The following is a 21,183-nucleotide window of genomic DNA, read 5'->3' on the forward strand; positions in this document are numbered from 1 at the left end:
CCGGACACTGTGACTTTCACCGCAACGCAACAGTCTATGACTAGGCTGCCGCTGCGACGCCGATACAATAACCCGGCGCGACGGCCGCTGGACGAACCGCCACAACCCTGCAGTTCAGGGATTTTTGAGGAGCTCGCATGACCAAACAACACGCCTTCACCCGAGAAGACCTGCTGCGCTGCAGTCGCGGCGAGCTGTTCGGCCCGGGTAACGCGCAACTTCCCGCCCCCAACATGCTGATGATCGATCGCATCGTTCACATCAGCGATGTCGGCGGCAAGTATGGCAAGGGCGAGCTGGTCGCCGAGCTGGATATCAACCCGGACCTGTGGTTCTTCGCCTGTCACTTCGAAGGCGATCCGGTCATGCCCGGTTGCCTGGGCCTGGATGCCATGTGGCAGCTGGTCGGTTTCTACCTCGGCTGGCAGGGCAACCCCGGCCGCGGCCGCGCCCTGGGTTCGGGCGAAGTGAAGTTCTTCGGTCAGGTTCTGCCGACAGCGAAGAAGGTCACGTATAACATTCATATCAAGCGCACGATCAATCGTTCGCTGGTCCTGGCCATCGCCGACGGCACCGTCAGCGTCGATGGCCGCGAAATCTACAGTGCCGAAGGCCTCCGCGTCGGCCTGTTCACCTCCACTGACAGCTTCTAAGGGTTATCCGCATGCGTCGCGTCGTTATCACCGGTCTGGGCATCGTTTCCTGCCTCGGCAATGACAAAGACACCGTTTCCGCCAACCTCCGTGCGGGTCGGCCCGGCATTCGCTTCAATCCGTCCTACGCCGAGATGGGCCTGCGCAGCCACGTTTCCGGTTCGGTCGACCTGAACCTCGAAGAGCTGATCGATCGCAAGGTCTTCCGCTTCATGGGCGATGCCGCCGCTTACGCCTACCTGGCGATGGAGCAGGCGATCAAGGACTCCGGCCTGACTCCGGAACAGATTTCCAACCCCCGCACCGGCCTGATCGCCGGCTCCGGCGGCGCTTCCACCCTGAACCAGATGGAAGCCATCGATACCCTGCGCGAGAAAGGCGTCAAGCGCATCGGCCCATACCGCGTGACCCGCACCATGGGCAGCACCGTATCGGCCTGCCTGGCCACGCCGTTCCAGATCAAGGGCGTCAACTACTCGATCTCCTCCGCCTGCGCCACCAGCGCGCATTGCATCGGCCAGGCCATGGAACAGATCCAGTTGGGCAAGCAGGACGTGGTCTTCGCCGGCGGCGGCGAAGAGGAACACTGGAGCCAGAGCTGCCTGTTCGACGCCATGGGCGCCCTCTCCACCCAGTACAACGAGACGCCGGAAAAGGCCTCCCGCGCCTACGACGCCAAGCGTGACGGCTTCGTCATCGCCGGCGGCGGCGGCATGGTGGTGGTCGAGGAGCTGGAGCATGCGCTCAAGCGCGGCGCCAAGATCTACGCCGAGATCGTCGGCTACGGCGCCACCTCCGACGGCTACGACATGGTCGCCCCGAGCGGCGAAGGCGCGATCCGCTGCATGCAGCAGGCGCTGGCCACCGTCGACGCGCCGATCGACTACCTGAACACCCACGGCACCTCCACCCCGGTCGGCGACGTCGCCGAGATCCGAGGCGTGCGCGAAGTGTTCGGTGACAAGGCGCCGGCCATCAGCTCGACGAAGAGCCTGTCCGGCCACTCGCTGGGCGCCGCCGGCGTGCACGAGGCGATCTATTGCCTGCTGATGATGGAGGGCGGCTTCATCGCCGGCTCCGCCAACATCGACGAACTCGACCCGGAAGTGGCCGACCTGCCGATTCTCCGCGAGACCCGCGAGAACGCCAAGCTCGATACCGTCATGAGCAACAGCTTCGGCTTCGGCGGCACCAACGCCACCCTGGTCCTCAAGCGCTGGCAGGGTTGATTCCCTCCATCGCCGCATGAAGCGCCCTCCGGGGCGCTTTTTTGTACCCAGCGTTTCTTTACCCGGACTGCATGAACGGGCTAAACCTCCCGCCCTGCCTGCCGATAGTACTGGTCAGCCCCGTCCCTCTTCCTGCCCCCTGGAATCCGCCATCATGTCTTTGCGCAGTATGCCCATCGCGACCCGTGCCGCCCTGAGTTTCGCCCTGATCACCGCCCTGCTGGTCATCACCGGCATCTTTTCCCTGAACCGGATGGGTTCGCTCAACGAAGCCTCTTCGGACATCAGCGACAACTGGCTGCCTAGCGTCCGCGAAAGCGCCGAGTTGAACGTTCTGCTCGCCGAACTGCGGCAGGTGCAACTGGCCCATGTGCTGGCGGCGGACGATAGCAGCAAGCGCTTCCTGGAAAGCCGCATGACGGAAATCGGCAAGGAACTGACCGATCGCGAGGGCGCCTACCAACGGCTGATCAGTGGTGCCGACGAGCGCTCGATCTACGAGCGCTACCTGGCTACCCGGCAGACGCTCCTGCAAAGCCAGCAGACCCTGGTGCAGATGTCGCGCAGCAAGCCGCTGGAAGAGACCCGCCAGTACACCGAAAGCACCTTGCTCGACCAGTACCGCGCCACCCAGCAGCAACTGCAGGCGCTGATCGACTTCAACGTCAAGGGCGCCAGCCAGGCCAGCCACACGGCCGATGAGGTCTATGACAGCGCCTTCGCCGCAGTGATCGGCGTACTGCTGGTCGCCGGCCTCGCTACCGTGGTACTGGCCTGGCTGTTCACCCGCAGCATCACCCAACCGATCGGCGAGGCGCTGCGAGTGGCCGAGGTGATCGCTTCCGGCGACCTCACCAGCCGCATCGACACCTCTGGCCGCGACGAACCGGCCAAGCTGCTGGTCGCCCTCCAGGGCATGCAGGCACAACTGCGCCAGACCATCCAGCAGATCGGCAGCTCGGCGACCCAACTGGCCTCCGCCGCGGAGGAACTCAGCGCCGTCACCGAGCAGGGCAACCGCTCGCTGACCCAGCAGAACGACGAAATCCAGATGGCCGCCACCGCGGTCAACGAGATGACCGCCGCCGTCGAGGAAGTGGCGCGCAACGCCAGCTCCACCTCGGACGCCTCGTCCGCCTCCGAGCAATCGGCGCAGAACGGACGCCAGCGGGTACTGGAGACGGTCCAGGCGATCCGCCTGATGAGCGAAGAAGTGGACAATACCTCGGCGCTGGTCGGCGGCCTGGCGGAAAAGGCCCAGGACATTTCCAAGGTCCTCGACGTGATCCGCGGTATCGCCGAACAGACCAATCTCCTGGCGCTCAACGCGGCCATCGAGGCGGCTCGCGCCGGCGAGCAGGGCCGCGGTTTCGCCGTGGTCGCCGACGAGGTTCGCGCCCTCGCCCATCGCACCCAGGAATCCACCCGCGAGATCGAGCAGATGATCGCCAACATCCAGGAAGGCACCGGCGCCGCGGTCGGCGCCATGGACAGCAGCAGCGTACGCGCCCGCAACATGCTGGAGATCGCCGAAGCCGCCGGCCTGGCGCTGAACGAGATCGCGGAGCGGGTCGGCCAGATCAACGAGCGTACCCTGGTGATCGCCAGCGCCTCCGAGCAGCAGGCCCAGGTGGCCCGCGAGGTCGACCGCAACCTGGTGAACATCCGCGACATCTCGCTGCAGACGTCCGCCGGCTCCAACCAGACCGCCGCCGCCAGCCAGGAACTGTCGCAACTGGCCATCGACCTGAACAACATGGTCACCCGCTTCGTCGTCTGACCATGCCGTGCGCCGTCTCACGGCGGCGCACTTCCTCCGGTTGCCCAGCGTGAAGCCCGGGTTTTACCATGAAACCCGATCCTCTCCCCCTCCGGAGCCGCCCAGATGGTCAAGCGCACCAGCCACAAGCAAGCCAGTTGTCCAGTCGCCCGCCCGCTGGACGTGATCGGCGACGGCTGGTCGATGCTCATCGTGCGCGATGCCTTCGAAGGACTGACGCGCTTCGGCGAATTCCAGAAGAGCCTCGGCCTGGCCAAGAACATCCTGGCGGCGCGCCTGCGCAACCTGGTGGAGCACGGCGTGATGGTGGCGGTCCCGGCCGAAAGCGGCAGTCACCAGGAATACCGCCTGACTGACAAGGGACGCGCGCTCTTCCCCCTGCTGGTGGCGATTCGGCAGTGGGGCGAGGACTATTTCTTCGCCCCGGACGAATCCCATGTCCGCCTGGTCGAGCGCGACAGCGGCCAGCCGGTGCCGCGCCTGCAGGTACGCGCCGGCGACGGCAGTCCGCTCGCCGCGGAAGATACCCGGGTCAGCAGGGACTGATCGAAGGACGAACAGGCTACCGTCGGCATCCGTTCGTACGCCGCCCTACCGCACGCAGGCAACCCTTGCCCGGTAGAGCGAATGGCGCCCCCGCGTTATCCACGCCACACAAGAAAACCAGCGCTTTGCATGGCTCGCGCTCAGCGCACGTCGAAGGATTTCTCCGCCAGCAGGCGATCGCCCTGGAACACCATCAACCGCCATTCGCCCTTCACCACTTCGTGCGGCTCGGTGAATTCGTAGGCCATGACATCGGTCGGCGCGCCCGGCACCAGCTTCTGCACCACTTCGAACTTGTCATGCCGCTGACCATCCGGAGTGACCACGCCCGGGGTGAGGTAGAGCAGCGTCAAAGGCGTATCGCCTTCCTGCTTGCCGCTGAGTTGATAACGCATGCCGAACTTGGTGCCGAGCTTGGCCGGGACTTCGGTGGTCTGCTGGATGTTCTGCTCGCTACGGGTCAATACCCGTTCGCCGGGCTGGAAATCCTGGTAGCGGCTTTCGAACACGCCATATTCGATGGGGCCGTCGATACGCACCTCGGCCTGCGCCGCCACGGCGACGCCGGCGCCGAGCAGGAAGACGGAACGACTGATGCAAGAACGGATGAAGGACATGACTCACTCCTGGATGGGACTGGCGCGAGCCTATGACGCCGGCATGACAGACTGATGACGAATCCGGGTTATTCGCCTCGCGGATCGGCGGGCTGGCGCGGCAGCACCGCCAGAAAGTTGTCCCGCGCCACCTGGCGAGCGACCTGCTCGGGCAAGGCGTCGAGGAACGGATCGAAGCTCGCCATCAACTCGGGCAGGCTGTCGAACTGGCCGACCACATCGGAACCGAGCATGAAGCGTTGCGGAAACCGCTCGACCAGTGCCAGCCACTGCGGATCGGGCTTGCCCTGCTCGTCCAGCAGGTACGGGCGCAACACCGACCAGGACAGGTCGATGTAGAGGTTCGGGTAGCGCTGTAGCAGACGCCGAAGGGTCGGCAGGAGGAAGTCCAGTTTCTTCTGGTGGCGATGGATCTCCATGCTGGTCCCGGCATGGGCCCAGATGAACCGCACATGCGGGTGATTGCGCAGGGGCTCCTCGATTTCCGCCAGGTACAGCGGGTTGCGTTCGCGCTTGGAAGTGACGTTGGCGTGCAGCAACACCGGCAGGTCGAATTCGGCGGCCAGGTGATAGACCCGCGCCAGCGCCTCGTTGTTGGCCCTCGGCACGTCGCCGTAGGTCAGCGCGGTGAGGTCGTCGTGACGGGTAAAGATCTCGCCGATGCCCTGCCAGAGTCCCGGGTCCAGCTCCAGCATGCGACGGATGTGCGCGTCGGCGTTCTTGTCGGTCGGGTTGAAACCGGTCAGGAACGGATGCACGCGCCGCCGCTGCTCGGCTGGCAGGGATTTCACCGCCGCCGCCACGATCACGTCGGTGGCGCTGTACCAATAGGCTCCGGCATCGTCACCAGCGTAGTAGCGCGGCCGCTTCGGCTCGTCCTCGTGCCATTTCTTGGCGACCGCGACGCCGCTGAGCATCACATGGTCGACCCGGCCTTTGTCCATCGCCTCCAGCAGCCGCGGCATGCCTTCGCTTTCCTGGAAGAAATCCACATAGTGCACGTGAGCGTCGCTGTAGCGATAATCCCTGGCATGGGTCAAGGATGTCACCAGGGACAGGGCGAACAATGTCAAAAACAGGGCACGCGTACGGGGGCCAGCCATGGCATTCCTCCTGATAGGCCTGAGTGAACATAGACCGCTGCCGCTCGGCCAGGGTTCGCCGCTCCGCTGGCTGGCCCTGCTGTTCGGCCTGCTGGCCTGGCATGCCGGGGCTGGCGAACGGGTGATCTATCCGCGCCATTCCGAAGGGCGCAACCCCGAACCCTACGTCGTCGAGCTGCTGCAACTGGCGCTGGCCAGGAGCGGCGGCGACTACCGCCTGGAGCCCAGCGCGCAGCCCATGCCGCAGTCCCGTGCGCAACTGCGCCTGGAGCAGGACGATCCGGGCCTGCAGGTGATGTGGGCGCAGTCCCGCGACGACCTGGAAGAGACCCTGCTGCCGATCCGCATTCCGATCTATCGCGGCCTGATCGGCTGGCGCATCCCCCTGGTCAGCGCCGCCAACAAGGATATCCTGGCCTCGGTGCGGACCCTCGACGATCTCCGCCGCCTGCGCTTCGGCCAGCGCCAGGACTGGGCCGACACACCGATCCTGCGCGCCAACGGCCTGGAGGTGAAGACCAGCCAGAACTACGAGAGCCTGTTCCGCATGCTCGATGCCGGCCGCTTCGAGGTCTTCCCCCGCGAGGTCGTAGTGATCGACGGAGAACTGGAGGACGCCTCCCGCGCCGGGCTGCACCTGGCGATCGACCAGCACCTGGCCCTGCACTACCCCGCGGCCTTCTATTTCTTCGTTTCGCGTCAACGCCCGGAACTGGCCGAGGCCATTCGCCAGGGCCTGGAGAAGGCGATTGCCGACGGTAGCTTCGAACGGCTGTTCGAGCGACATTTCAAGACGCGGCTGGAAAAGCTTGCCCTTCGGCAGCGGAGAATAATCGAGCTGAAAAACCCCTATCTTCCAAGAAAAACTCCTTTTCAGCGCGAGGCACTCTGGTACCGGCCGTGAGCTAGAATGAGGCCTTCACGCCACCACCGATGCCCAGCATGTCCCGTACCACCCCGTACCGCCTCGACGACCAGATCGGCTTCATCCTGCGCCAGGCCAACCAGCGCTATGCAGCGTTGTTCGCCAATGGCATCGGCAACGGCCTGACACCCACCCAGTGGGCCGCCCTGGTCCGCCTCGGCGAGACCGGACCCTGCCCGCAGAACCAGCTCGGCCGACTCACCGCCATGGACGCCGCGACCATCAAGGGCGTCGTCGAGCGCCTGGACAAACGGGGACTGATCCAGCGCAGCGCCGATCCGGACGACGGCCGGCGCCTGCTGGTCAGCCTCAGTCCTGCCGGACGCGCCGAACTCGAGGCCGGCCTGGCGGCCGCCCGCGAGATCAACCGGCAGGCCTTGGCCCCCCTCTCCCCGCAAGAACAGGAAACCCTGCGCGGGTTGCTCGCTCGCCTGACCTGAGGCCATTGCGGTCTATCCTTTTGTCCGCGTTGCGTCGCCCGGAGCTGCGCCTTTCGTCGTAGCGGCCTGCCATTGACAGTTCACCGCAGGCGTTCATAACATGTTTGTATACAAACAAATTCCCGCATAGCCGCATGCTACCAGGCACGGCTGACGGGATATCCGCCTGATGAACAGCCATGCCGCCGGCATGGGGAGAAACCGCCATGAGCGATGCCCTTGCCCTGACCGTCAACGGTCAGTCCCTGCGCCTCGATGTCGCCCCCGATACCCCCCTGCTCTATGTCCTGCGCAACGACCTGCAACTGAACGGTCCCAAGTTCGGCTGCGGCCTCGGCGAGTGCGGCGCCTGCACCGTGCTGATGGATGGCGTCGCCACCCGCTCCTGCATCACCCCGGTGGAGGCCGCCGTAGGCCGCCGGGTGGTTACCCTCGAAGGACTCGGCGATGCCGCCCATCCCCATCCGCTGCAACAGGCCTTCATCGACGAACAGGCCGCCCAATGCGGCTACTGCATCAACGGCATGGTGATGACCGCCAAGGCGTTGCTGGATCGCAACCCGAACCCCAGCGACGGCGAGATCCGCCAGGAATTGGCCTACAACCTGTGTCGCTGCGGCACCCATGTGGAGATTCTCAAGGCCGTGCGGCGTGCCGCCGAGAGCCTGAAGGAGCATCAGGAGGAGCACCCGGCATGAGCCTGGCCAATCCCTCGCGACGCGGCTTCCTCAAGGCCGGCGGCCTGCTGCTGGTCACCGTCAACCTGCCCGCCCCGCTGCTCGCCCTTGCCGAGCAGGGCGCCACCGACCTGCCGCTGGACCAGGTCGACTCGTTCATCGCCATTGCCGCGGACGGCAAGGTCACCGCCTTCTGCGGCCACGTCGACCTTGGTACCGGCATCCGCACGGCACTGGCGCAGATTGTCGCCGAAGAGTTGGACGTCGCGTTCGAGCAGGTCGAGATGATCCTCGGCGACACCCGTCGCACACCGGACCAGGGGCCGACCATCGCCAGCGCCAGCATCCAGGTCAGCGCCGTGCCGCTGCGCCAGGCCGCCGCCGAAGCCCGGCGCTTCCTCCTGCGCCAGGCCGGAAGCCATTTCCCGGTGCATCCGGACAGCCTGCGCAGCGAAAACGGCCAGGTCTTCGCCGCCGCCAATCCGCAGCGACGGATCGGCTACGGCGAGTTGCTGCGAGGCCAGCGCTTCAACCTGAACATCGACGGCAAGGCGCCGCTCAAGCCGCGCAGCGAGTACCGTCTGGTCGGCAAGCCGGTGCGTCGGGTGGACATCCCGGCGAAGCTGACCGGTCAACTGACCTATGTCCACGACATGCGCTTGCCCGGCATGCTGCATGGGCGAGTGGTACGCCCGCCCTATACCGGCGCGGATGTCAGCGCCCCGCTCGGCAGCGGCCTGCTGGCGGTGGACGAAAGCTCGGTCGCCGGGCTGCCGGGGCTGGTCAAGGTGGTCGTGATCGGCGACTTCGTCGGCGTGGTCTGCGAACGCGAGGAGCAGGCGATCCGCGCCGCGCGCCAGCTCAAGGTGCGCTGGAAGGACTGGCAGGGCCTGCCGCCGCTGGAACCCGACCGGCTCGAGGACACGCTTCGCCGGCATCCGAAGAAGCCACGCACGCTGCACGACTCACCCGGTCTCGAGCAGCACCTCGCGGGCATCGCCCGGCCGCTGTCGGCCACCTATGTCTGGCCCTACCAGTTGCACGCCTCCATCGGCCCTTCCTGCGCCCTCGCCGAGGTCGATGCGCAGCGCGCTCGCGTCTGGTCCGGCACGCAGAACCCGCACGACCTGCGCAACGACCTGGCCAGGCTGCTGCAGCGCGAGACCGGGGACATCGAGGTGATTCGCATGGAAGCCGCCGGCTGCTACGGACGCAACGGCGCCGACGACGTCAGCGCCGACGCCGTGCTCCTGGCGCAGGCAGTGGGCCGGCCGGTGCGGGTACAACTGATGCGCGAACAGGAACATGGCTGGGAACCGAAAGGCACCGCGCAATTGATCGAGGTCCGCGGCGGTCTCGACGAGCAAGGCCGGGTGGCGGCCTACGACTTCGCCACCTGCTACCCCTCCAACGGCGCGCCGACCCTGGCCCTGCTCCTCACCGGGCGAATCCCGGCCACCCCGCAGGTGGCCGACATGGGCGACCGCACCGCGATCCCGCAATACCGCTACCCGCGGATGCGGGTGGTGGCCAACGACGCCGCCCCCATCGTCCGCGCGTCCTGGATGCGCGGCGTCTCGGCGCTGCCGAACGTGTTCGCCCATGAGTCCTACGTCGACGAACTGGCGCACCTGGCCGGCATCGACCCCATCGCCTTCCGCCGCCGCTACCTGGACGACCAGCGCGCCCTGGCGCTGATCGACGCCCTGGTCGCCCGCTCCGGCTGGCAGCCACGCACCTCCCCCAACCCAGAGGCGCGCCGGGACGGCTTGCTGAAGGGACGCGGCTTCGCCTATGCGCGCTACTTCCACAGCAAGTTTCCCGGTTTCGGCGCCGCCTGGGCCGCCTGGATCGTCGACGTCGAGGTGAACCCGGAGAACGGCGCGGTGCGCGTCGCCAAGGTCTGGGTCGCCCATGACTGCGGGCAGATGGTCAATCCCGATGGGGTCAGGCACCAGGTCCACGGCAACGTCATCCAGTCCACCAGCCGGGTACTCAAGGAGTTCGCCACCTTCGACCGCCGTGGCGTCACCAGCCTGGAATGGGGCGGCTACCCGATCCTCGGCTTCCCCGAACTGCCGGAGATCGACGTACTGCTGCTCGACCGCCCCGAGCAGCCACCGATGGGCGCTGGCGAGTCAGCCTCGGTGCCCAGCGCCGCGGCCATCGCCAATGCGATCTTCGACGCTACCGGGGCGCGCCTGCGACAGGTGCCGTTCACTCCGGAACGCGTACTCGCGGCGCTGCGCAGCGCGCAGGCCTGATCCTTTTCCCCGGGGCGCCGCGGCGCCCCGCGCAGTGGATGACTGACAGATGAAGAAGGCAACACGCATCGGCCTCTGGGCCTCCGGCAGCCTCGTCGCGCTCGCCGCCATCGCCCTCGGCTACGCCTGGCAACCGGCCATCGGGCCACTGGAAGGCACACCCGGTCCCTTCAGCGCCGAGCAGATCGCCCGCGGCGAACGCCTCGCCGCCCTCGGCGACTGCGCGGTCTGCCACACTCGCGAAGGCGGCCCGCGCAACGCCGGCGGACGGGCCTTGCCGACGCCGTTCGGGACGATCTACAGCAGCAACCTCACGCCGGATCGCGCGAGCGGCATCGGTGGCTGGTCCTACCCCGCCTTCGAGCGGGCCATGCGGCATGGCGTGGCCCGCGACGGCAGCTACCTGTATCCGGCGTTCCCTTACACCGCCTTCACCAGGACTCGCGACGAAGACCTGAAGGCCCTGTACGCCTACCTGATGAGCCAGCCGGCGGTGCACAGCGAAACGCCTGCCAACCAGCTGCCGTTCCCCTTCGACCAACGCCAGCTGATGGCCGGCTGGAACCTGCTGTTCCTGGAGCCCGGCGCCTACCGCGACGAGCCGACGCGCAACCAGCAATGGAACCGCGGCGCCTATCTCGCCGAAGGCCTCGGCCATTGCAGCGCCTGCCACTCGCCGCGCAATGCGCTCGGCGCGGAAAAGTCCGGCAGCGCGCACTTCGCCGGCGGCGAGGCGGAGGGCTGGACCGCGCCAGCCTTGAACGCCAGTTCGCCGGCGCCCATCGCCTGGAGCGAGGAGGCCCTCTACGCCTACCTCCGCCACGGCTATTCGGCCTACCACGGGGTCGCCAGCGGGCCGATGGCGCCAGTGGTCGGCGAAGGCCTGGCCAAGCAGTCGGACGAGGACCTGCGGGCCCTGGCCCATTACTTTGCGTCCTACGCCGCTGCCCCGGCCGGGGAAACCGATCAGCAACAGGCGCAACGCCTCGACCGGCAGGGCTACGGCCGCGTGCAACCGCCCAGCGGCAGCGGCGCGCGCCTGTTCGCCGGGGCCTGCCTGGCCTGCCACCATGACGGCGACGGACCGCGCTTCTTCGGCGTGCGTCCATCCCTGGCGCTGAACAGCAATGTGCATGCGGACAGCCCGGACAACCTGCTGCGGATCATCCTCGACGGCATCCACAGCCCGGCCACCGGCGACCTCGGCTATATGCCCGGCTTCCGCCACAGCCTCGACGACCGGCAAGTCGCCGCCCTGGCCAACTACCTGCGCGAGCGTTTCGCCGGCAAGCCCGCCTGGCCGGACCTCGCGGCCAAGGCGGCAAGCCTGCGCCGACAGGCGGCGCCCTGAAGCATGCGGCTCAGTTGGGCAAGCGCAGGGAGCGGGCGAAGCAACCGGGGGTCTGGCCGAAATGACGCTGGAACAGGCTGATGAACGCCGAGGTGGAGTCGTAGCCAAGGTCGCTGGCCACCCGCGTCACGCTGGCGCCCTCCTCCAGCGCGGCGACCGCGTTGAGCAGACGCAGGCGCTGGCGCCACTCGCGAAACGACAACTGGGTCTGCTCGCGGAACAACCGCGCCAGGGTCCGTCGGGACGCCCCCACCAGTCCCGCCCAATCCGAGATGCCGCGCGGATCGGCGGGATCCGCCTGTAGCGCGTCGGTGATCCGGCGCAAGCGCGGGTCGCCAGGCAACGGCAGGTTCAGCGGCGCCTCGCGAAGGCGCCCGACCTCATCGGCGACCACCTGCATGAGACGCTCGGCCTCGCCACCCGGCGGATATTCACGGGGAAACTCCGCCGCCCGCAGCAACAGTTCGCGCAGCAGGCCGGACACCTCCAGTACCCGGCAACCGCCGGGCAGCGAACGATCCAGGTAGAGACTGCGGAACAGCACAGGGTTGCAAGCCTCCGCGGCGTGCCGGACGCCCGGCGGAATCCACAGCGCCCGCTGCGCCGGCACCAGATAGCTGTGCCGCTCGGTGCTGGCGCGCAAGGTGCCGCTGGCGGCGTACATCAGTTGGCCCCAGGGGTGCTCGTGCATCTCCACCCGGTGCCCGGTGGGCATCTCGAAGGCGCGCAGGTACACCGCGCAGGGCAGGCTGCGGAATCGCGGCAGGTCGCGTTCTTGTCCCGTTTGCGGCATCGGTTGTCCCCATCCGTCGAGTGAGCGGTGCGCGGCCGATGTTAGCGTGTGGCTCCCCATAGACAAACCGGAGCCACGCCATGAGCAGTCATCGCCCGCAACATCGCCTGTCCGTTCCCGATATCCAGCGCCGCAAGGGTGCCGGCAGCCTGGTGGCGCTGACCGCCTACAGCACGCCCATGGCCCGCCTCCTCGATCCGCATGCCGACCTGCTGCTGGTCGGCGATTCGCTGGGCATGGTGCTCTATGGCATGCCCAGCACCCTGGGAGTGAGCCTGGAGATGATGGTCGCCCACACCCTGGCGGTGATGCGCGGCAGTCGGCGCGCCTGCGTGGTGGCCGACTTGCCGTTCGCCAGCTACCAGGAATCGCCCCGACAGGCGTTCCGCAACGCCGCACGCCTGCTGGCCGACAGCGGCGCCCAGGCGGTGAAGCTGGAAGGCGGTGAGGAAATGGAAGAAACCGTGGACTTCCTGGTACGCCGTGGCATACCGGTGCTCGCCCATATCGGCCTGATGCCGCAGCAGGTCAACGCCATGGGCGGCTTCAAGGCCCAGGGGCGTGACCCGGAAAGCGCAGAACGGGTACGCCGCGACGGCCTCGCCATGCAGCGCGGCGGCGCCTTCGCGGTGGTCATCGAAGGCGTAGGCGAGCCGCTGGCCCGTCGCCTTAGCGAAGAACTGGCGATCCCCTGCATCGGTATCGGCGCCTCGCCGGCCTGCGACGGCCAGGTACTGGTCAGCGAGGACCTGCTCGGGCTAAGCGGCGAACAGGTACCGCGCTTCGTCGAACGCTACGCGCGCCTCGACCGGGAAATCGACGAGGCGGCCCGGCGCTTCGCCGAGGACGTGCGCGAACGGCGCTTCCCCGAGGCCAGGCATTGCTTCGCCATGCGCGAGTGAGCCGGCGGTCTCAGGCGAAGACTTCCGCCAGCAGGTCGTCCATCGCCTGGAAGGCACGCCGGGAGGTCCTGGCGTCATAGTGCATCTTGCCCGGCAGCTTGGCGTTCGGATCGGTGAAGGAATGCACCGCGCCGCCGTAGCTGGTGAGCTGCCAGTCGACGCCGGCATCGGTCATCTCCCTGGCGAAGGCCGGCAACTGCTCGCGCGGCACCAGCGGATCGGAGGCACCGTCGAGGACCAGTACCGCGCCCTTGATGTTCCTGGCATGCGCCGGGTCCGGCGTATCCAGGGTGCCATGGAAGGACACGAAGGCCTTCAGCTCGGCGCCGTCGCGAGCCAGCTCCAGCACGCAGCAACCGCCGAAGCAGAAACCGAAGGCGGCCTGGCGGGTCGTATCGACAGCCGCGAGCGCCTGTCCGCGCAAGGCCGCCAGCGCTGCCTGCATGCGCTTGCGCAGCAGGGCCCGGTCGTTCTTCAGCGGCATCATCGCCGCGCCCGCCTCGTCGCCGTTCTGCGGACGCACGTCCCTGCCGTAGAGGTCCGCGACCAGCACCACGTGCCCACGGCCGGCGACCTGCCGGGCGATGTCCAGCGCGGCGGCGCTCACGCCCATCCAGTTCGGCGCCATCAGCAGGCCCGGGCGCGGCCCCGCGTGGCTGGCGTCGTACACCAGTTGACCTTCGTACGGCTGCCCATCGATGTCGTAGGCGACCGGCTCTACACGAATCTCACTCATGGGTACTGCTCCTGCGAGAGTTGGAAAAGACAAAGCCCGCCGAAGCGGGCTTTGTCGGGGCTACTGCTTAAGCGGACAGCTCCACCAGCAGCTTGTTCAGTCGGCGTACGTAGGCGCCCGGATCCTTGAGGCTGTCCCCCGCGGCCAGGGCGGCCTGGTCGAAGAGAATATGCGACAGCTCGCCGAAGCGGTCCTCGTCCGGCTCCGCATCCAGCTTCTCGATCAGCGGATGCTGCGGGTTGATCTCGAAGATCGGCTTCGAGTCCGGCACTTTCTGCCCGCTGGCCTCGAGGATCTGGCGCATCTGCAGGCCAAGGTCCTGTTCGCCGATGGCGAGGATCGCCGGCGAATCGGTCAGGCGGTGGGAAACGCGGACTTCGCTGACCTGCTCGTCGAGCACCTTCTTCAGGCGCTCGATCAGGCCTTCCTTGCTCTTGGCGACTTCTTCCTGGGCCTTCTTGTCCTCTTCCGAGTCTAGGCTGCCCAGGTCCAAGTCGCCGCGGGCGACATCGACGAACTGCTTGCCGTCGAACTCCGGCAGGTAGCTCATCAGCCACTCGTCGATGCGATCGGTGAGCAGCAGCACCTCGATGCCCTTCTTGCGGAAGACTTCCAGGTGCGGGCTGTTCTTCACCTGCGAGTAGCTCTCGCCGGTGAGGTAGTAGATCTTGTCCTGGCCTTCCTTCATCCGACCGATGTAGTCGGCCAGCGCTACGCTCTGCTCGCCCGAATCGTCGCCGGTGGAGGCGAAGCGCAGCAGGCCGGCGATCTTCTCCTTGTTGCCGAAGTCTTCCGCCGGGCCTTCCTTGAGGACCTGGCCGAAGTTCTTCCAGAAGGTCTTGTACTGCTCCGGCTCGTTCTTCGCCAGCTTCTCCAGCATGTCCAGCACGCGCTTGGTCAACGCCGACTTCATCGAGTCGATCACCGGATCCTTCTGCAGGATTTCCCGGGAGACGTTCAGCGACAGGTCGTTGGAGTCGACCACACCCTTGATGAAGCGCAGGTACAGCGGCAGGAACTCGTCGGCCTGGTCCATGATGAACACGCGCTGTACGTACAGCTTCAGGCCTCGTGGCGCCTCGCGATGGTACAGGTCGAACGGCGCGCGGCCCGGCACGTAGAGCAGCGAGGTGTATTCCAGCTTGCCTTCGACCTTGTTGTGGCTCCAGCTCAGCGGGTTCTCGAAGTCATGGGCGACGTGCTTGTAGAACTCCTGGTATTCCTCGTCCTTCACCTCGGCGCGCGGACGGGTCCACAGCGCGCTGGCGCGGTTGACCGTTTCCCATTCCGGCTCGGCCGGCTTGTCGGCCTCTTCGCCGTGGAATTCCTTGGGCAGCTCGATCGGCAAAGCGATGTGATCGGAGTATTTCTTGATCACGTTGCGCAGGCGCCAGCCATCGGCGAACTCCTCCTCGCCCTTTTTCAGGTGGAGGACGATGCGGGTACCGCGCTCGGGCTTGTCGATGGTAGCGACGTCGAACTCGCCCTCGCCCTTCGACGACCAGTGCACCCCTTCGCTGGCCGGCTGGCCGGCGCGACGGGAGTAGACATCGACCTTGTCGGCGACGATGAAGGCGCTGTAGAAACCGACGCCGAACTGGCCGATCAGGTGCGAATCCTTCTTCTGGTCGCCAGACAAGTTCTTCAGGAAGTCGGCGGTCCCGGACTTGGCGATGGTGCCCAGGTGAGTCACCACATCCTCGCGGCTCATGCCGATGCCGTTGTCTTCCAGGGTGACGGTGTTGGCTTCCTTGTCGAAGCTGACGCGGATCTTCAGCTCGGCGCCGCCCTCGAGCAGCTCGGGATTGGCCAGGGCTTCGAAACGCAGCTTGTCGGCGGCGTCCGAGGCGTTGGAAATCAGTTCGCGGAGGAAGATTTCCTTGTTCGAATAGAGAGAATGAATCATCAGGTGAAGCAGTTGCTTCACTTCAGTCTGAAAGCCCAGTGTCTCTTTTTGGGTTTCCACGCTCATCGCTCCAAGCTCCATCAATGACATAAGCCGCGTACCACGGCGGATGTCCCCTAGGTGGGGCCTTCTTCCGGCTTTTCAAGCGCTTATGCGAAAAAACCGCGCACCGTCGTGCGACGACTAGCGTTCGAGCAGTTCGAGACGGGCGATCTCCGCCGGGCGCAACAGGTAGCTCACCTCCCCCGCACCGGGCATTTCCCGGCGGATCACCAGGCGCCCCTCGCTGTCGAGGCCGGTGAAACGGCCCTCGGCGATACGCCCGCGTACCGTCGTGGCCTTGACCAGGCGCTGGCTGTAGCGCTGCGGTTCGACCTGGACCAGCTCCAGGTCGAGGGTGGCGTTGCCCGGCGCCGGCAGCGCCTGCGGCTCGGGCGGCGCCGCCGCGGCCACGGTCGCAGGCTCCGCCGGCAAGGCGGGGAACGCGTCGCCGCGCACCGTCCACTCCCGCCGGGCGTTCTTCTCCAGCGTCAGCTCCAGCACCTGAGCCTGGCCGGCCACCAGGGCCTCGATACGCAGCGGCCGCGCATGGCTGGCCGCGCGCCAGGACGGCGCCCGCACGAGGCTGACGTCGCGGCTGGCGAAACGTCGCTGCAGATAATCGCGCAAGACCAGGGCCAGGGTATCGTCGGAGTCGTAGCCCAGGTCGACCTTGCCGTGCCGATAGCGCAGCCGGTCGGTATACAGCTCGACGTGGCCGCTGAGGGTGGTCCGGTAGTCGCTCGGCAGGCTCAGGTGGAACTCGCCCTCCAGGCGGTTCGGCGCCTTGGGCCGCAGGTCCAGGTGCAAGGTATAGCCACGCAGGAGACGACGTGCCTCGGGCAGGTCCTGATCCGGTTGCAGCCAGCTCAGCTCGACTTCTGGCAACGCGCCGCCGTCCTCGGGCAGCACATCCAGGCGCAGCGCCCCGAGCGGCTGTGCCGGAAGGCGGATCTGCAGCTCGCGCTGGGCGTAGAAATCGTGCCCCTGGCGCAGGCTCAGCACGCCGCCGATCAACTCGCCGCTCTGCGGCGCGAAAGGCTTGCCGTTGAACTCCCCGCTGAGCGCGATGGCCAGTTCCGCCGGCGGCCTGGCCTCCGGCTTCAGCCAGCGCAGGCTGAGGATCGCCTCCAGCCGCGCAGCGTCGTGACTGGCCAGCAGCGCCAGGCCGACCACCAGCGGGATGCAACCCAGCGCGGCCAGCCCGACGCCCTTGCGCGCCGTACGCCAGTGCACGCCGATATAGGCCAGCGCCACCGGCGGGAAAAGGCTGCCGTAACCCCACAGCAGACCGGTACCGAAGGCCAGGACGATGACCCAGATATAGCCGGCGACCATCAGCAGCAGGCCGCCCAGAATCAGCAAGGCATCCATCGCGATATCCTCAGCCCACTTTCCGCAGCGTACGGCTCACGGCTCGTCCACCTTGAAATGCGCCCGCGCAGTGGCGATGGGCTCGCCCTGGGTGGTCTGCCAGGCGTTGATCGCGACGTTCGCCACCCGTCGCCCCTGGCGCCAGACCTGGCATTGCGCGTAGGTATCGCGGAAGTGCCCGGCACGCAGGTAATCGATGGAGAAATCGATGATCTTCGGCAGGTGCGGAATGCTCATGAAAGTCAGCAGGTGCAACATCGCCGCATGCTCCATGAAGCCGGCGATCACGCCGCCATGGATGGCCGGCAGGGTCGGGTTGCCGATGTTGTCCTTGTTCGCCGGCAGGCGGAAGACCATGTCGTCGCCCAGGCGCAGGCATTCGATGCCGAGCAGCTTGGCGTACGGGATCAGCTCCACCAGCGGGCTGTAGTCGTTGTTCCGACGCGCGTCGCGGACCAGTTGCTCGAGGCTGGTCGGGCTCATGCCGCACCTCCCTGCGCGGCCGGCCTGGCCGCCCCGGCGCGGGCCGAACCGCCCATGCGCATGAAAGCGCCGACGACATGGGCGATGGGCTGGCCCGGATCGTCCTGGTAGGCGAAGCCGCGGGTGAAGATCACGTTCGGCGTGACCCGGTAGCACTCGGCGAAGCCATAGACATCCTTGTGCGGTTCGGCGGGATGCATGTAGTCGATGCGCAGGTCGAGCGTCGGGCAGATCTCGAAGTCCGGCAGCACGCAGACCGTGGAAATACCACAGGTGGTGTCCATCAGGGTGGTGATCGCGCCGCCGTGGACGACCCCGCTTTCCGGGTTGCCGATGATCGCCTGGCTGTAGGGCAGGCGCAGGGTCAGTCCTTTCTCGTCGGCGGCCTCGACCGTCAACCCCAGCACCTGGCAATGACGCAAGGCCGAGAGAAAGCGCCGGGCGCGCTCGAGGAGAGGATTTTCCGACATGACGGCGACCTTGCTGGGAGTTTTCTGGAGGGCGAATCATACCCTGCCGCCAAAGCCCCGGCAGCCGGGGTTTTGGACATAACGATCGAAATAGTCGAAGTGTGTGGAACTTCACGCCAGCGCAAATGTTCAAAGGGCTACAACGAGGAAAGCCGCACATGGAGGCTAAACGATGAAAAAGACCGTAACTCTTGCCCTGCTGCTCGCTGCCAGCCTTGGCCTGGCCGCTTGCGACAAGAAAGAGGAAGACAAGGCAGCGGCCCCGGCAGCTCCGGCTACCGAGACCCAGCCGAGCGCTCCGGCTACTCCCCCTGCCGAGCCCAGCGCCCCGGCGCCGTCGAGCGACACTCCGGCAACCCCGCAGACTCCGGCACCGACTCCGGAGCAACCGCAACAGAACCAGCAATAAGTTCTCGTTGACGTACCCTGAAAGAGCCCGCGCAAGCGGGCTTTTTCATGCCCGGGATTCAGCCCCTGGGCACCTCGCCCTCGCCTTCCCGCGGGCTTTCGGCGATTGCGGTCTCGGTGTAGACCATCACCTCCAGCACGTCCGAATGGAATTCGCGGCGATACAGGACCAGCACCACGCCGGCCGTCACCAGCATGAAGAACCAGGAATTGATGAACCAGGCGAGCATGGCCAGGCCGAAATAGTACGAGCGCAAGCCGAAGTTGAACTGGTTGGCCGCCAGCGAGATGACCCGGGCGGCACGCTCGGCAAAGGATTTGCGCTCCAGCTCGCCGACGTTGCGCTCGCCGATCATCGGTGCCGAGCCGACCAGGATCGCCGCGAAGTTGTATTGGCGCATGCACCAGCTGAAGGTGAAGAAGGCATAGACGAAGACCACTGCCAGGCACAGCAGCTTCAGTTCCGATAGTCCCCGGCTGGCCTCCTCCACGAACGGCAGGTCGGCCAGTACCGAGACGGCGCGATCGGTGGAGCCCAGCAGGGTGAGGATGCCGGCGAGGATGATCAGCGTGCTGGAGGCGAAGAACGACGCGTTACGCTCCAGGTTACCGATCACGCTGGCGTCGGCGATACGGTTGTCGCGCAGCAGCAACCGGCGCATCCAGTCCTCCCGGTAGAGGTGCAGGACGCTGGCCAGGCAGGCGGTGTCGCGACCCTTCCAGGTGGCGTAGCGGGTGTAGCCCACCCAGCAGAACAGGAACCAGAGCGCCGCCAGCAGGTGTTGCAGCAGGTGCCCGTTGAAAATGCCGAGTTCGGCGGTCATGAAAACTCCCTCTTGAGCCGGCCGGGAATCGCCCCGCCGTTGTTTCGCGCCGTTGGGACGCCGCTCGCCGCGGCCAGGACACGACTTTCGTCGGCTCATGAAAAAGGCCGCCCGGAGGCGGCCTTCCTGGGGTTCGCCTGACGTCTCAGGCGACCGCTTCGCGCGGCTTGCCCAGCAGCCGATCGCAAACGACTGCCAGGACCAGCGCAATGGATACCGGCAGCAGCCAGCCAAGGCTCTGATCGGCGAGCGGAAGCTTGGCGAAGACGTCCGGCACCCACCCGTTCAGCTTGGCCGCCCCCAGCCCGTCGACGATGCCGAAGAGCAGCGCGACGATCATCACCGGCACGAACACCCGCGGGGCCGACACCCAGAGCCGGTCGAACAGGCTCAGGGCGATCAGCACGATGGCGAGCGGATAGAGTCCCACCAGAACCGGTACCGAAAGGCTGATCAACTGGGTCAGTCCCTGGTTGGCGACCAGCAGGCTGAACAGCGAGAACACGATCACCACCGTCTTGTACGAAACCGGCAGCAGGTCGCTGAAGAACTCGCCGCACGCCGTGATCAGCCCTACCGCCGTGGTCAGGCAGGCCAGGGTGATGACCACCGCCAGCAACAGGCTGCCGGAAACGCCAAAGGTCTGCTGCACATAGGCGGTGAGGATCTGTACGCCATTCTGGGCGTCGCCGGCGATGCCCTGGCTGGTGGCGCCAAGATAGAACAGCGCCAGGTAGACCAGGGACAGGCCGGTGGCGGCGATGACCCCAGCGATCATGGAATAGCGCGTGACCAGCCGGCTGTCGCTGATGCCGCGGTCGCGAATGGCGGTGGCGATGACGATACCGAAGACCAGCGCACCGAGGGTATCCATGGTCAGGTAGCCCTGCAGGAAGCCCTGCACCAGGGGCGCGCTCTGGTACTCGCCGGAACTGCTGCCGATCTCTCCCGCCGGCGCGAAGATCGCCGCGCCGCCAAGGACCAGCAGGGCCGACAGCAGCACCGGCGTGATGACCTTTCCGACCCGGTCGACAAGGCGACCCGGGTTCAGCACCAGGAACAGAACCACGGAGAAGTAAGCGACGGTATAGATGAGCAACGGCACGCCGCCGTCCCCGGTGAAGGGCGCGACGCCCATCTCGAAGGACACCACGGCTGTACGCGGGGTGGCGAACAGCGGGCCGATGGCAAGATAGACGGCGATGGCGAACGCCACTCCCGCGCGCCGCCCGATCGGCTGGGTCAGGCGGCCAATACCGCCTCCGACCCGGGCCAGGGCGACCACCGTCAGCAACGGCAGGCCGACACCGGTAAGGAGGAAGCCGAAAGCCGCGCTCCATACGTGTTCGCCCGCCGCCATGCCGGCACTGGGAGGAAAGATGATGTTACCCGCGCCGAGAAAAAGCGCGAACGTCATGAAGCCAAGGGCGAGCAGGTCGAACCCTTTCAAATGAGTCATAGGAGGATGTACCACTGGCAGAAGTCTCGGTTGTTCGGGGTTTCCCTTTGGGGGTGTTAGGAAACAACGTCCTTCCGGATGAGGAGGACCGGTCAAGCCGCCCGACCCCTTTTGAGGGCCATGTGGCGTTATAGCTGCAGGCGCACTGGCCTGCGGGATGATGCGTGGCGCGCCCGGGGTTTTGTCGGACACGAACCGTTGGCA

21 protein-coding genes are annotated in these 21,183 nt (G+C 66.6%); 11 read left to right on the top strand and 10 right to left on the bottom strand.

The window, feature by feature from the left end; translation table 11 throughout:
- The first annotated feature begins 137 nt into the window (after window positions 1-137).
- The 4 genes from fabA (at window position 138) to AT700_RS17160 (ending at window position 4,208) form a co-directional block, all read left to right on the top strand.
- Window positions 138-653, top strand: a complete 516-nt coding sequence (gene fabA, locus AT700_RS17145; protein WP_003087475.1) for a 3-hydroxyacyl-[acyl-carrier-protein] dehydratase FabA — start codon at window positions 138-140, stop codon at window positions 651-653.
- Between the two features lie 11 nt (window positions 654-664).
- On the top strand, window positions 665-1,882 hold the full coding sequence (fabB, locus tag AT700_RS17150) for a beta-ketoacyl-ACP synthase I (protein WP_003087471.1): 1,218 nt from the start codon (window positions 665-667) through the stop codon (window positions 1,880-1,882).
- Between the two features lie 154 nt (window positions 1,883-2,036).
- Window positions 2,037-3,662: a methyl-accepting chemotaxis protein gene (locus tag AT700_RS17155; RefSeq protein ID WP_003097894.1), complete on the top strand. Its 1,626-nt coding sequence runs from the start codon at window positions 2,037-2,039 to the stop codon at window positions 3,660-3,662.
- Between the two features lie 105 nt (window positions 3,663-3,767).
- Window positions 3,768-4,208, top strand: coding sequence for a winged helix-turn-helix transcriptional regulator (locus tag AT700_RS17160; RefSeq protein WP_003087468.1), 441 nt, complete (start codon window positions 3,768-3,770; stop codon window positions 4,206-4,208).
- 140 nt (window positions 4,209-4,348) lie between these two features.
- On the opposite strand, the gene AT700_RS17165 is transcribed toward AT700_RS17160, so the two are convergent.
- Together AT700_RS17165 and AT700_RS17170 are read right to left on the bottom strand one after the other, a co-directional pair.
- Window positions 4,349-4,825 (bottom strand): DUF3859 domain-containing protein, encoded by a 477-nt coding sequence (locus AT700_RS17165; protein WP_003087466.1) that lies wholly within the window; start codon window positions 4,823-4,825, stop codon window positions 4,349-4,351.
- Window positions 4,826-4,893: 68 nt separating this feature from the next.
- Entirely contained in the window at window positions 4,894-5,928 is a 1,035-nt protein-coding gene (locus AT700_RS17170; protein WP_048521155.1) for an amidohydrolase family protein, read from the bottom strand.
- Between AT700_RS17170 and AT700_RS17175 the strand changes: the two genes are divergently transcribed.
- The 5 genes from AT700_RS17175 (at window position 5,927) to AT700_RS17195 (ending at window position 11,585) form a co-directional block, all read left to right on the top strand.
- Window positions 5,927-6,832, top strand: a complete 906-nt coding sequence (locus tag AT700_RS17175) for a substrate-binding periplasmic protein (RefSeq protein ID WP_024928692.1) — start codon at window positions 5,927-5,929, stop codon at window positions 6,830-6,832. The genes AT700_RS17170 and AT700_RS17175 overlap by 2 nt on opposite strands.
- A 38-nt stretch (window positions 6,833-6,870) precedes the next feature.
- A complete protein-coding gene (locus tag AT700_RS17180; protein ID WP_003087460.1) occupies window positions 6,871-7,293 on the top strand; it encodes a MarR family winged helix-turn-helix transcriptional regulator in 423 nt (140 codons plus the stop codon).
- A 206-nt stretch (window positions 7,294-7,499) separates the two neighbouring features.
- Window positions 7,500-7,991, top strand: a complete 492-nt coding sequence (locus AT700_RS17185) for a (2Fe-2S)-binding protein (RefSeq protein WP_003097907.1) — start codon at window positions 7,500-7,502, stop codon at window positions 7,989-7,991.
- Window positions 7,988-10,234, top strand: coding sequence for a xanthine dehydrogenase family protein molybdopterin-binding subunit (locus AT700_RS17190; RefSeq protein ID WP_009876197.1), 2,247 nt, complete (start codon window positions 7,988-7,990; stop codon window positions 10,232-10,234). The genes AT700_RS17185 and AT700_RS17190 overlap by 4 nt, the downstream gene beginning before the upstream one ends.
- A gap of 49 nt (window positions 10,235-10,283) precedes the next feature.
- The gene (locus AT700_RS17195) at window positions 10,284-11,585 is read left to right on the top strand and encodes a cytochrome c (RefSeq protein ID WP_009876196.1); all 1,302 of its coding nucleotides are present in this window, start codon (window positions 10,284-10,286) and stop codon (window positions 11,583-11,585) included.
- 10 nt (window positions 11,586-11,595) lie between these two features.
- Here the strand turns inward: AT700_RS17195 and AT700_RS17200 are convergent, their stop codons facing one another.
- Window positions 11,596-12,378, bottom strand: coding sequence for an AraC family transcriptional regulator (locus tag AT700_RS17200; protein ID WP_048521156.1), 783 nt, complete (start codon window positions 12,376-12,378; stop codon window positions 11,596-11,598).
- An 80-nt stretch (window positions 12,379-12,458) separates the two neighbouring features.
- Between AT700_RS17200 and panB the strand changes: the two genes are divergently transcribed.
- A complete protein-coding gene (gene panB, locus AT700_RS17205) occupies window positions 12,459-13,280 on the top strand; it encodes a 3-methyl-2-oxobutanoate hydroxymethyltransferase (protein ID WP_003087450.1) in 822 nt (273 codons plus the stop codon).
- 10 nt (window positions 13,281-13,290) lie between these two features.
- Here the strand turns inward: panB and AT700_RS17210 are convergent, their stop codons facing one another.
- The 5 genes from AT700_RS17210 to AT700_RS17230 all read right to left on the bottom strand — a co-directional run bounded on the left by AT700_RS17210 (window position 13,291) and on the right by AT700_RS17230 (window position 18,288).
- Window positions 13,291-14,016 (bottom strand): dienelactone hydrolase family protein, encoded by a 726-nt coding sequence (locus AT700_RS17210; protein ID WP_003122896.1) that lies wholly within the window; start codon window positions 14,014-14,016, stop codon window positions 13,291-13,293.
- 67 nt (window positions 14,017-14,083) lie between these two features.
- Window positions 14,084-15,988: a molecular chaperone HtpG gene (gene htpG / locus AT700_RS17215; protein WP_003087446.1), complete on the bottom strand. Its 1,905-nt coding sequence runs from the start codon at window positions 15,986-15,988 to the stop codon at window positions 14,084-14,086.
- A 117-nt stretch (window positions 15,989-16,105) separates the two neighbouring features.
- On the bottom strand, window positions 16,106-17,335 hold the full coding sequence (locus AT700_RS17220) for a hypothetical protein (protein WP_023097789.1): 1,230 nt from the start codon (window positions 17,333-17,335) through the stop codon (window positions 16,106-16,108).
- Window positions 17,336-17,371: 36 nt separating this feature from the next.
- Entirely contained in the window at window positions 17,372-17,818 is a 447-nt protein-coding gene (locus tag AT700_RS17225; protein ID WP_003087441.1) for a PaaI family thioesterase, read from the bottom strand.
- Window positions 17,815-18,288, bottom strand: coding sequence for a PaaI family thioesterase (locus AT700_RS17230; protein ID WP_003106488.1), 474 nt, complete (start codon window positions 18,286-18,288; stop codon window positions 17,815-17,817). Before AT700_RS17230 ends, AT700_RS17225 begins: the two co-directional genes overlap by 4 nt.
- Before the next feature lie 172 nt (window positions 18,289-18,460).
- On the opposite strand from AT700_RS17230, the gene AT700_RS17235 reads away from it, so the two are divergent.
- Window positions 18,461-18,697, top strand: coding sequence for a hypothetical protein (locus tag AT700_RS17235; RefSeq protein WP_003087435.1), 237 nt, complete (start codon window positions 18,461-18,463; stop codon window positions 18,695-18,697).
- Between the two features lie 58 nt (window positions 18,698-18,755).
- Here AT700_RS17235 and AT700_RS17240 read toward each other — a convergent pair whose 3' ends face one another.
- Together AT700_RS17240 and brnQ are read right to left on the bottom strand one after the other, a co-directional pair.
- A complete protein-coding gene (locus AT700_RS17240) occupies window positions 18,756-19,520 on the bottom strand; it encodes a DUF599 domain-containing protein (RefSeq protein ID WP_003106486.1) in 765 nt (254 codons plus the stop codon).
- A gap of 145 nt (window positions 19,521-19,665) precedes the next feature.
- On the bottom strand, window positions 19,666-20,979 hold the full coding sequence (gene brnQ / locus AT700_RS17245) for a branched-chain amino acid transport system II carrier protein (RefSeq protein WP_003114263.1): 1,314 nt from the start codon (window positions 20,977-20,979) through the stop codon (window positions 19,666-19,668).
- Window positions 20,980-21,183 lie beyond the last annotated feature (204 nt).

The organism is Pseudomonas aeruginosa (assembly GCF_001457615.1).
In the GTDB taxonomy this organism is placed as follows: Bacteria; Pseudomonadota; Gammaproteobacteria; order Pseudomonadales; family Pseudomonadaceae; genus Pseudomonas; species Pseudomonas aeruginosa.

Excerpts from the sequence above, each read along its gene's own strand:
- AT700_RS17230 (WP_003106488.1), bottom strand. The coding sequence starts at position 18,288 with ATGTCGGAAAATCCTCTCCTCGAGCGCGCCCGGCGCTTTCTCTCGGCC.
- fabB (WP_003087471.1), top strand. The coding sequence starts at position 665 with ATGCGTCGCGTCGTTATCACCGGTCTGGGCATCGTTTCCTGCCTCGGC.
- AT700_RS17195 (WP_009876196.1), top strand. The coding sequence starts at position 10,284 with ATGAAGAAGGCAACACGCATCGGCCTCTGGGCCTCCGGCAGCCTCGTC.
- AT700_RS17180 (WP_003087460.1), top strand. The coding sequence starts at position 6,871 with ATGTCCCGTACCACCCCGTACCGCCTCGACGACCAGATCGGCTTCATC.
- AT700_RS17220 (WP_023097789.1), bottom strand. The coding sequence starts at position 17,335 with ATGGATGCCTTGCTGATTCTGGGCGGCCTGCTGCTGATGGTCGCCGGC.
- brnQ (WP_003114263.1), bottom strand. The coding sequence starts at position 20,979 with ATGACTCATTTGAAAGGGTTCGACCTGCTCGCCCTTGGCTTCATGACG.
- AT700_RS17240 (WP_003106486.1), bottom strand. The coding sequence starts at position 19,520 with ATGACCGCCGAACTCGGCATTTTCAACGGGCACCTGCTGCAACACCTG.
- htpG (WP_003087446.1), bottom strand. The coding sequence starts at position 15,988 with ATGAGCGTGGAAACCCAAAAAGAGACACTGGGCTTTCAGACTGAAGTG.
- AT700_RS17185 (WP_003097907.1), top strand. The coding sequence starts at position 7,500 with ATGAGCGATGCCCTTGCCCTGACCGTCAACGGTCAGTCCCTGCGCCTC.
- AT700_RS17155 (WP_003097894.1), top strand. The coding sequence starts at position 2,037 with ATGTCTTTGCGCAGTATGCCCATCGCGACCCGTGCCGCCCTGAGTTTC.
- AT700_RS17235 (WP_003087435.1), top strand. The coding sequence starts at position 18,461 with ATGAAAAAGACCGTAACTCTTGCCCTGCTGCTCGCTGCCAGCCTTGGC.
- AT700_RS17165 (WP_003087466.1), bottom strand. The coding sequence starts at position 4,825 with ATGTCCTTCATCCGTTCTTGCATCAGTCGTTCCGTCTTCCTGCTCGGC.
- AT700_RS17160 (WP_003087468.1), top strand. The coding sequence starts at position 3,768 with ATGGTCAAGCGCACCAGCCACAAGCAAGCCAGTTGTCCAGTCGCCCGC.
- AT700_RS17190 (WP_009876197.1), top strand. The coding sequence starts at position 7,988 with ATGAGCCTGGCCAATCCCTCGCGACGCGGCTTCCTCAAGGCCGGCGGC.
- panB (WP_003087450.1), top strand. The coding sequence starts at position 12,459 with ATGAGCAGTCATCGCCCGCAACATCGCCTGTCCGTTCCCGATATCCAG.
- fabA (WP_003087475.1), top strand. The coding sequence starts at position 138 with ATGACCAAACAACACGCCTTCACCCGAGAAGACCTGCTGCGCTGCAGT.
- AT700_RS17175 (WP_024928692.1), top strand. The coding sequence starts at position 5,927 with ATGGCATTCCTCCTGATAGGCCTGAGTGAACATAGACCGCTGCCGCTC.
- AT700_RS17170 (WP_048521155.1), bottom strand. The coding sequence starts at position 5,928 with ATGGCTGGCCCCCGTACGCGTGCCCTGTTTTTGACATTGTTCGCCCTG.
- AT700_RS17225 (WP_003087441.1), bottom strand. The coding sequence starts at position 17,818 with ATGAGCCCGACCAGCCTCGAGCAACTGGTCCGCGACGCGCGTCGGAAC.
- AT700_RS17210 (WP_003122896.1), bottom strand. The coding sequence starts at position 14,016 with ATGAGTGAGATTCGTGTAGAGCCGGTCGCCTACGACATCGATGGGCAG.
- AT700_RS17200 (WP_048521156.1), bottom strand. The coding sequence starts at position 12,378 with ATGCCGCAAACGGGACAAGAACGCGACCTGCCGCGATTCCGCAGCCTG.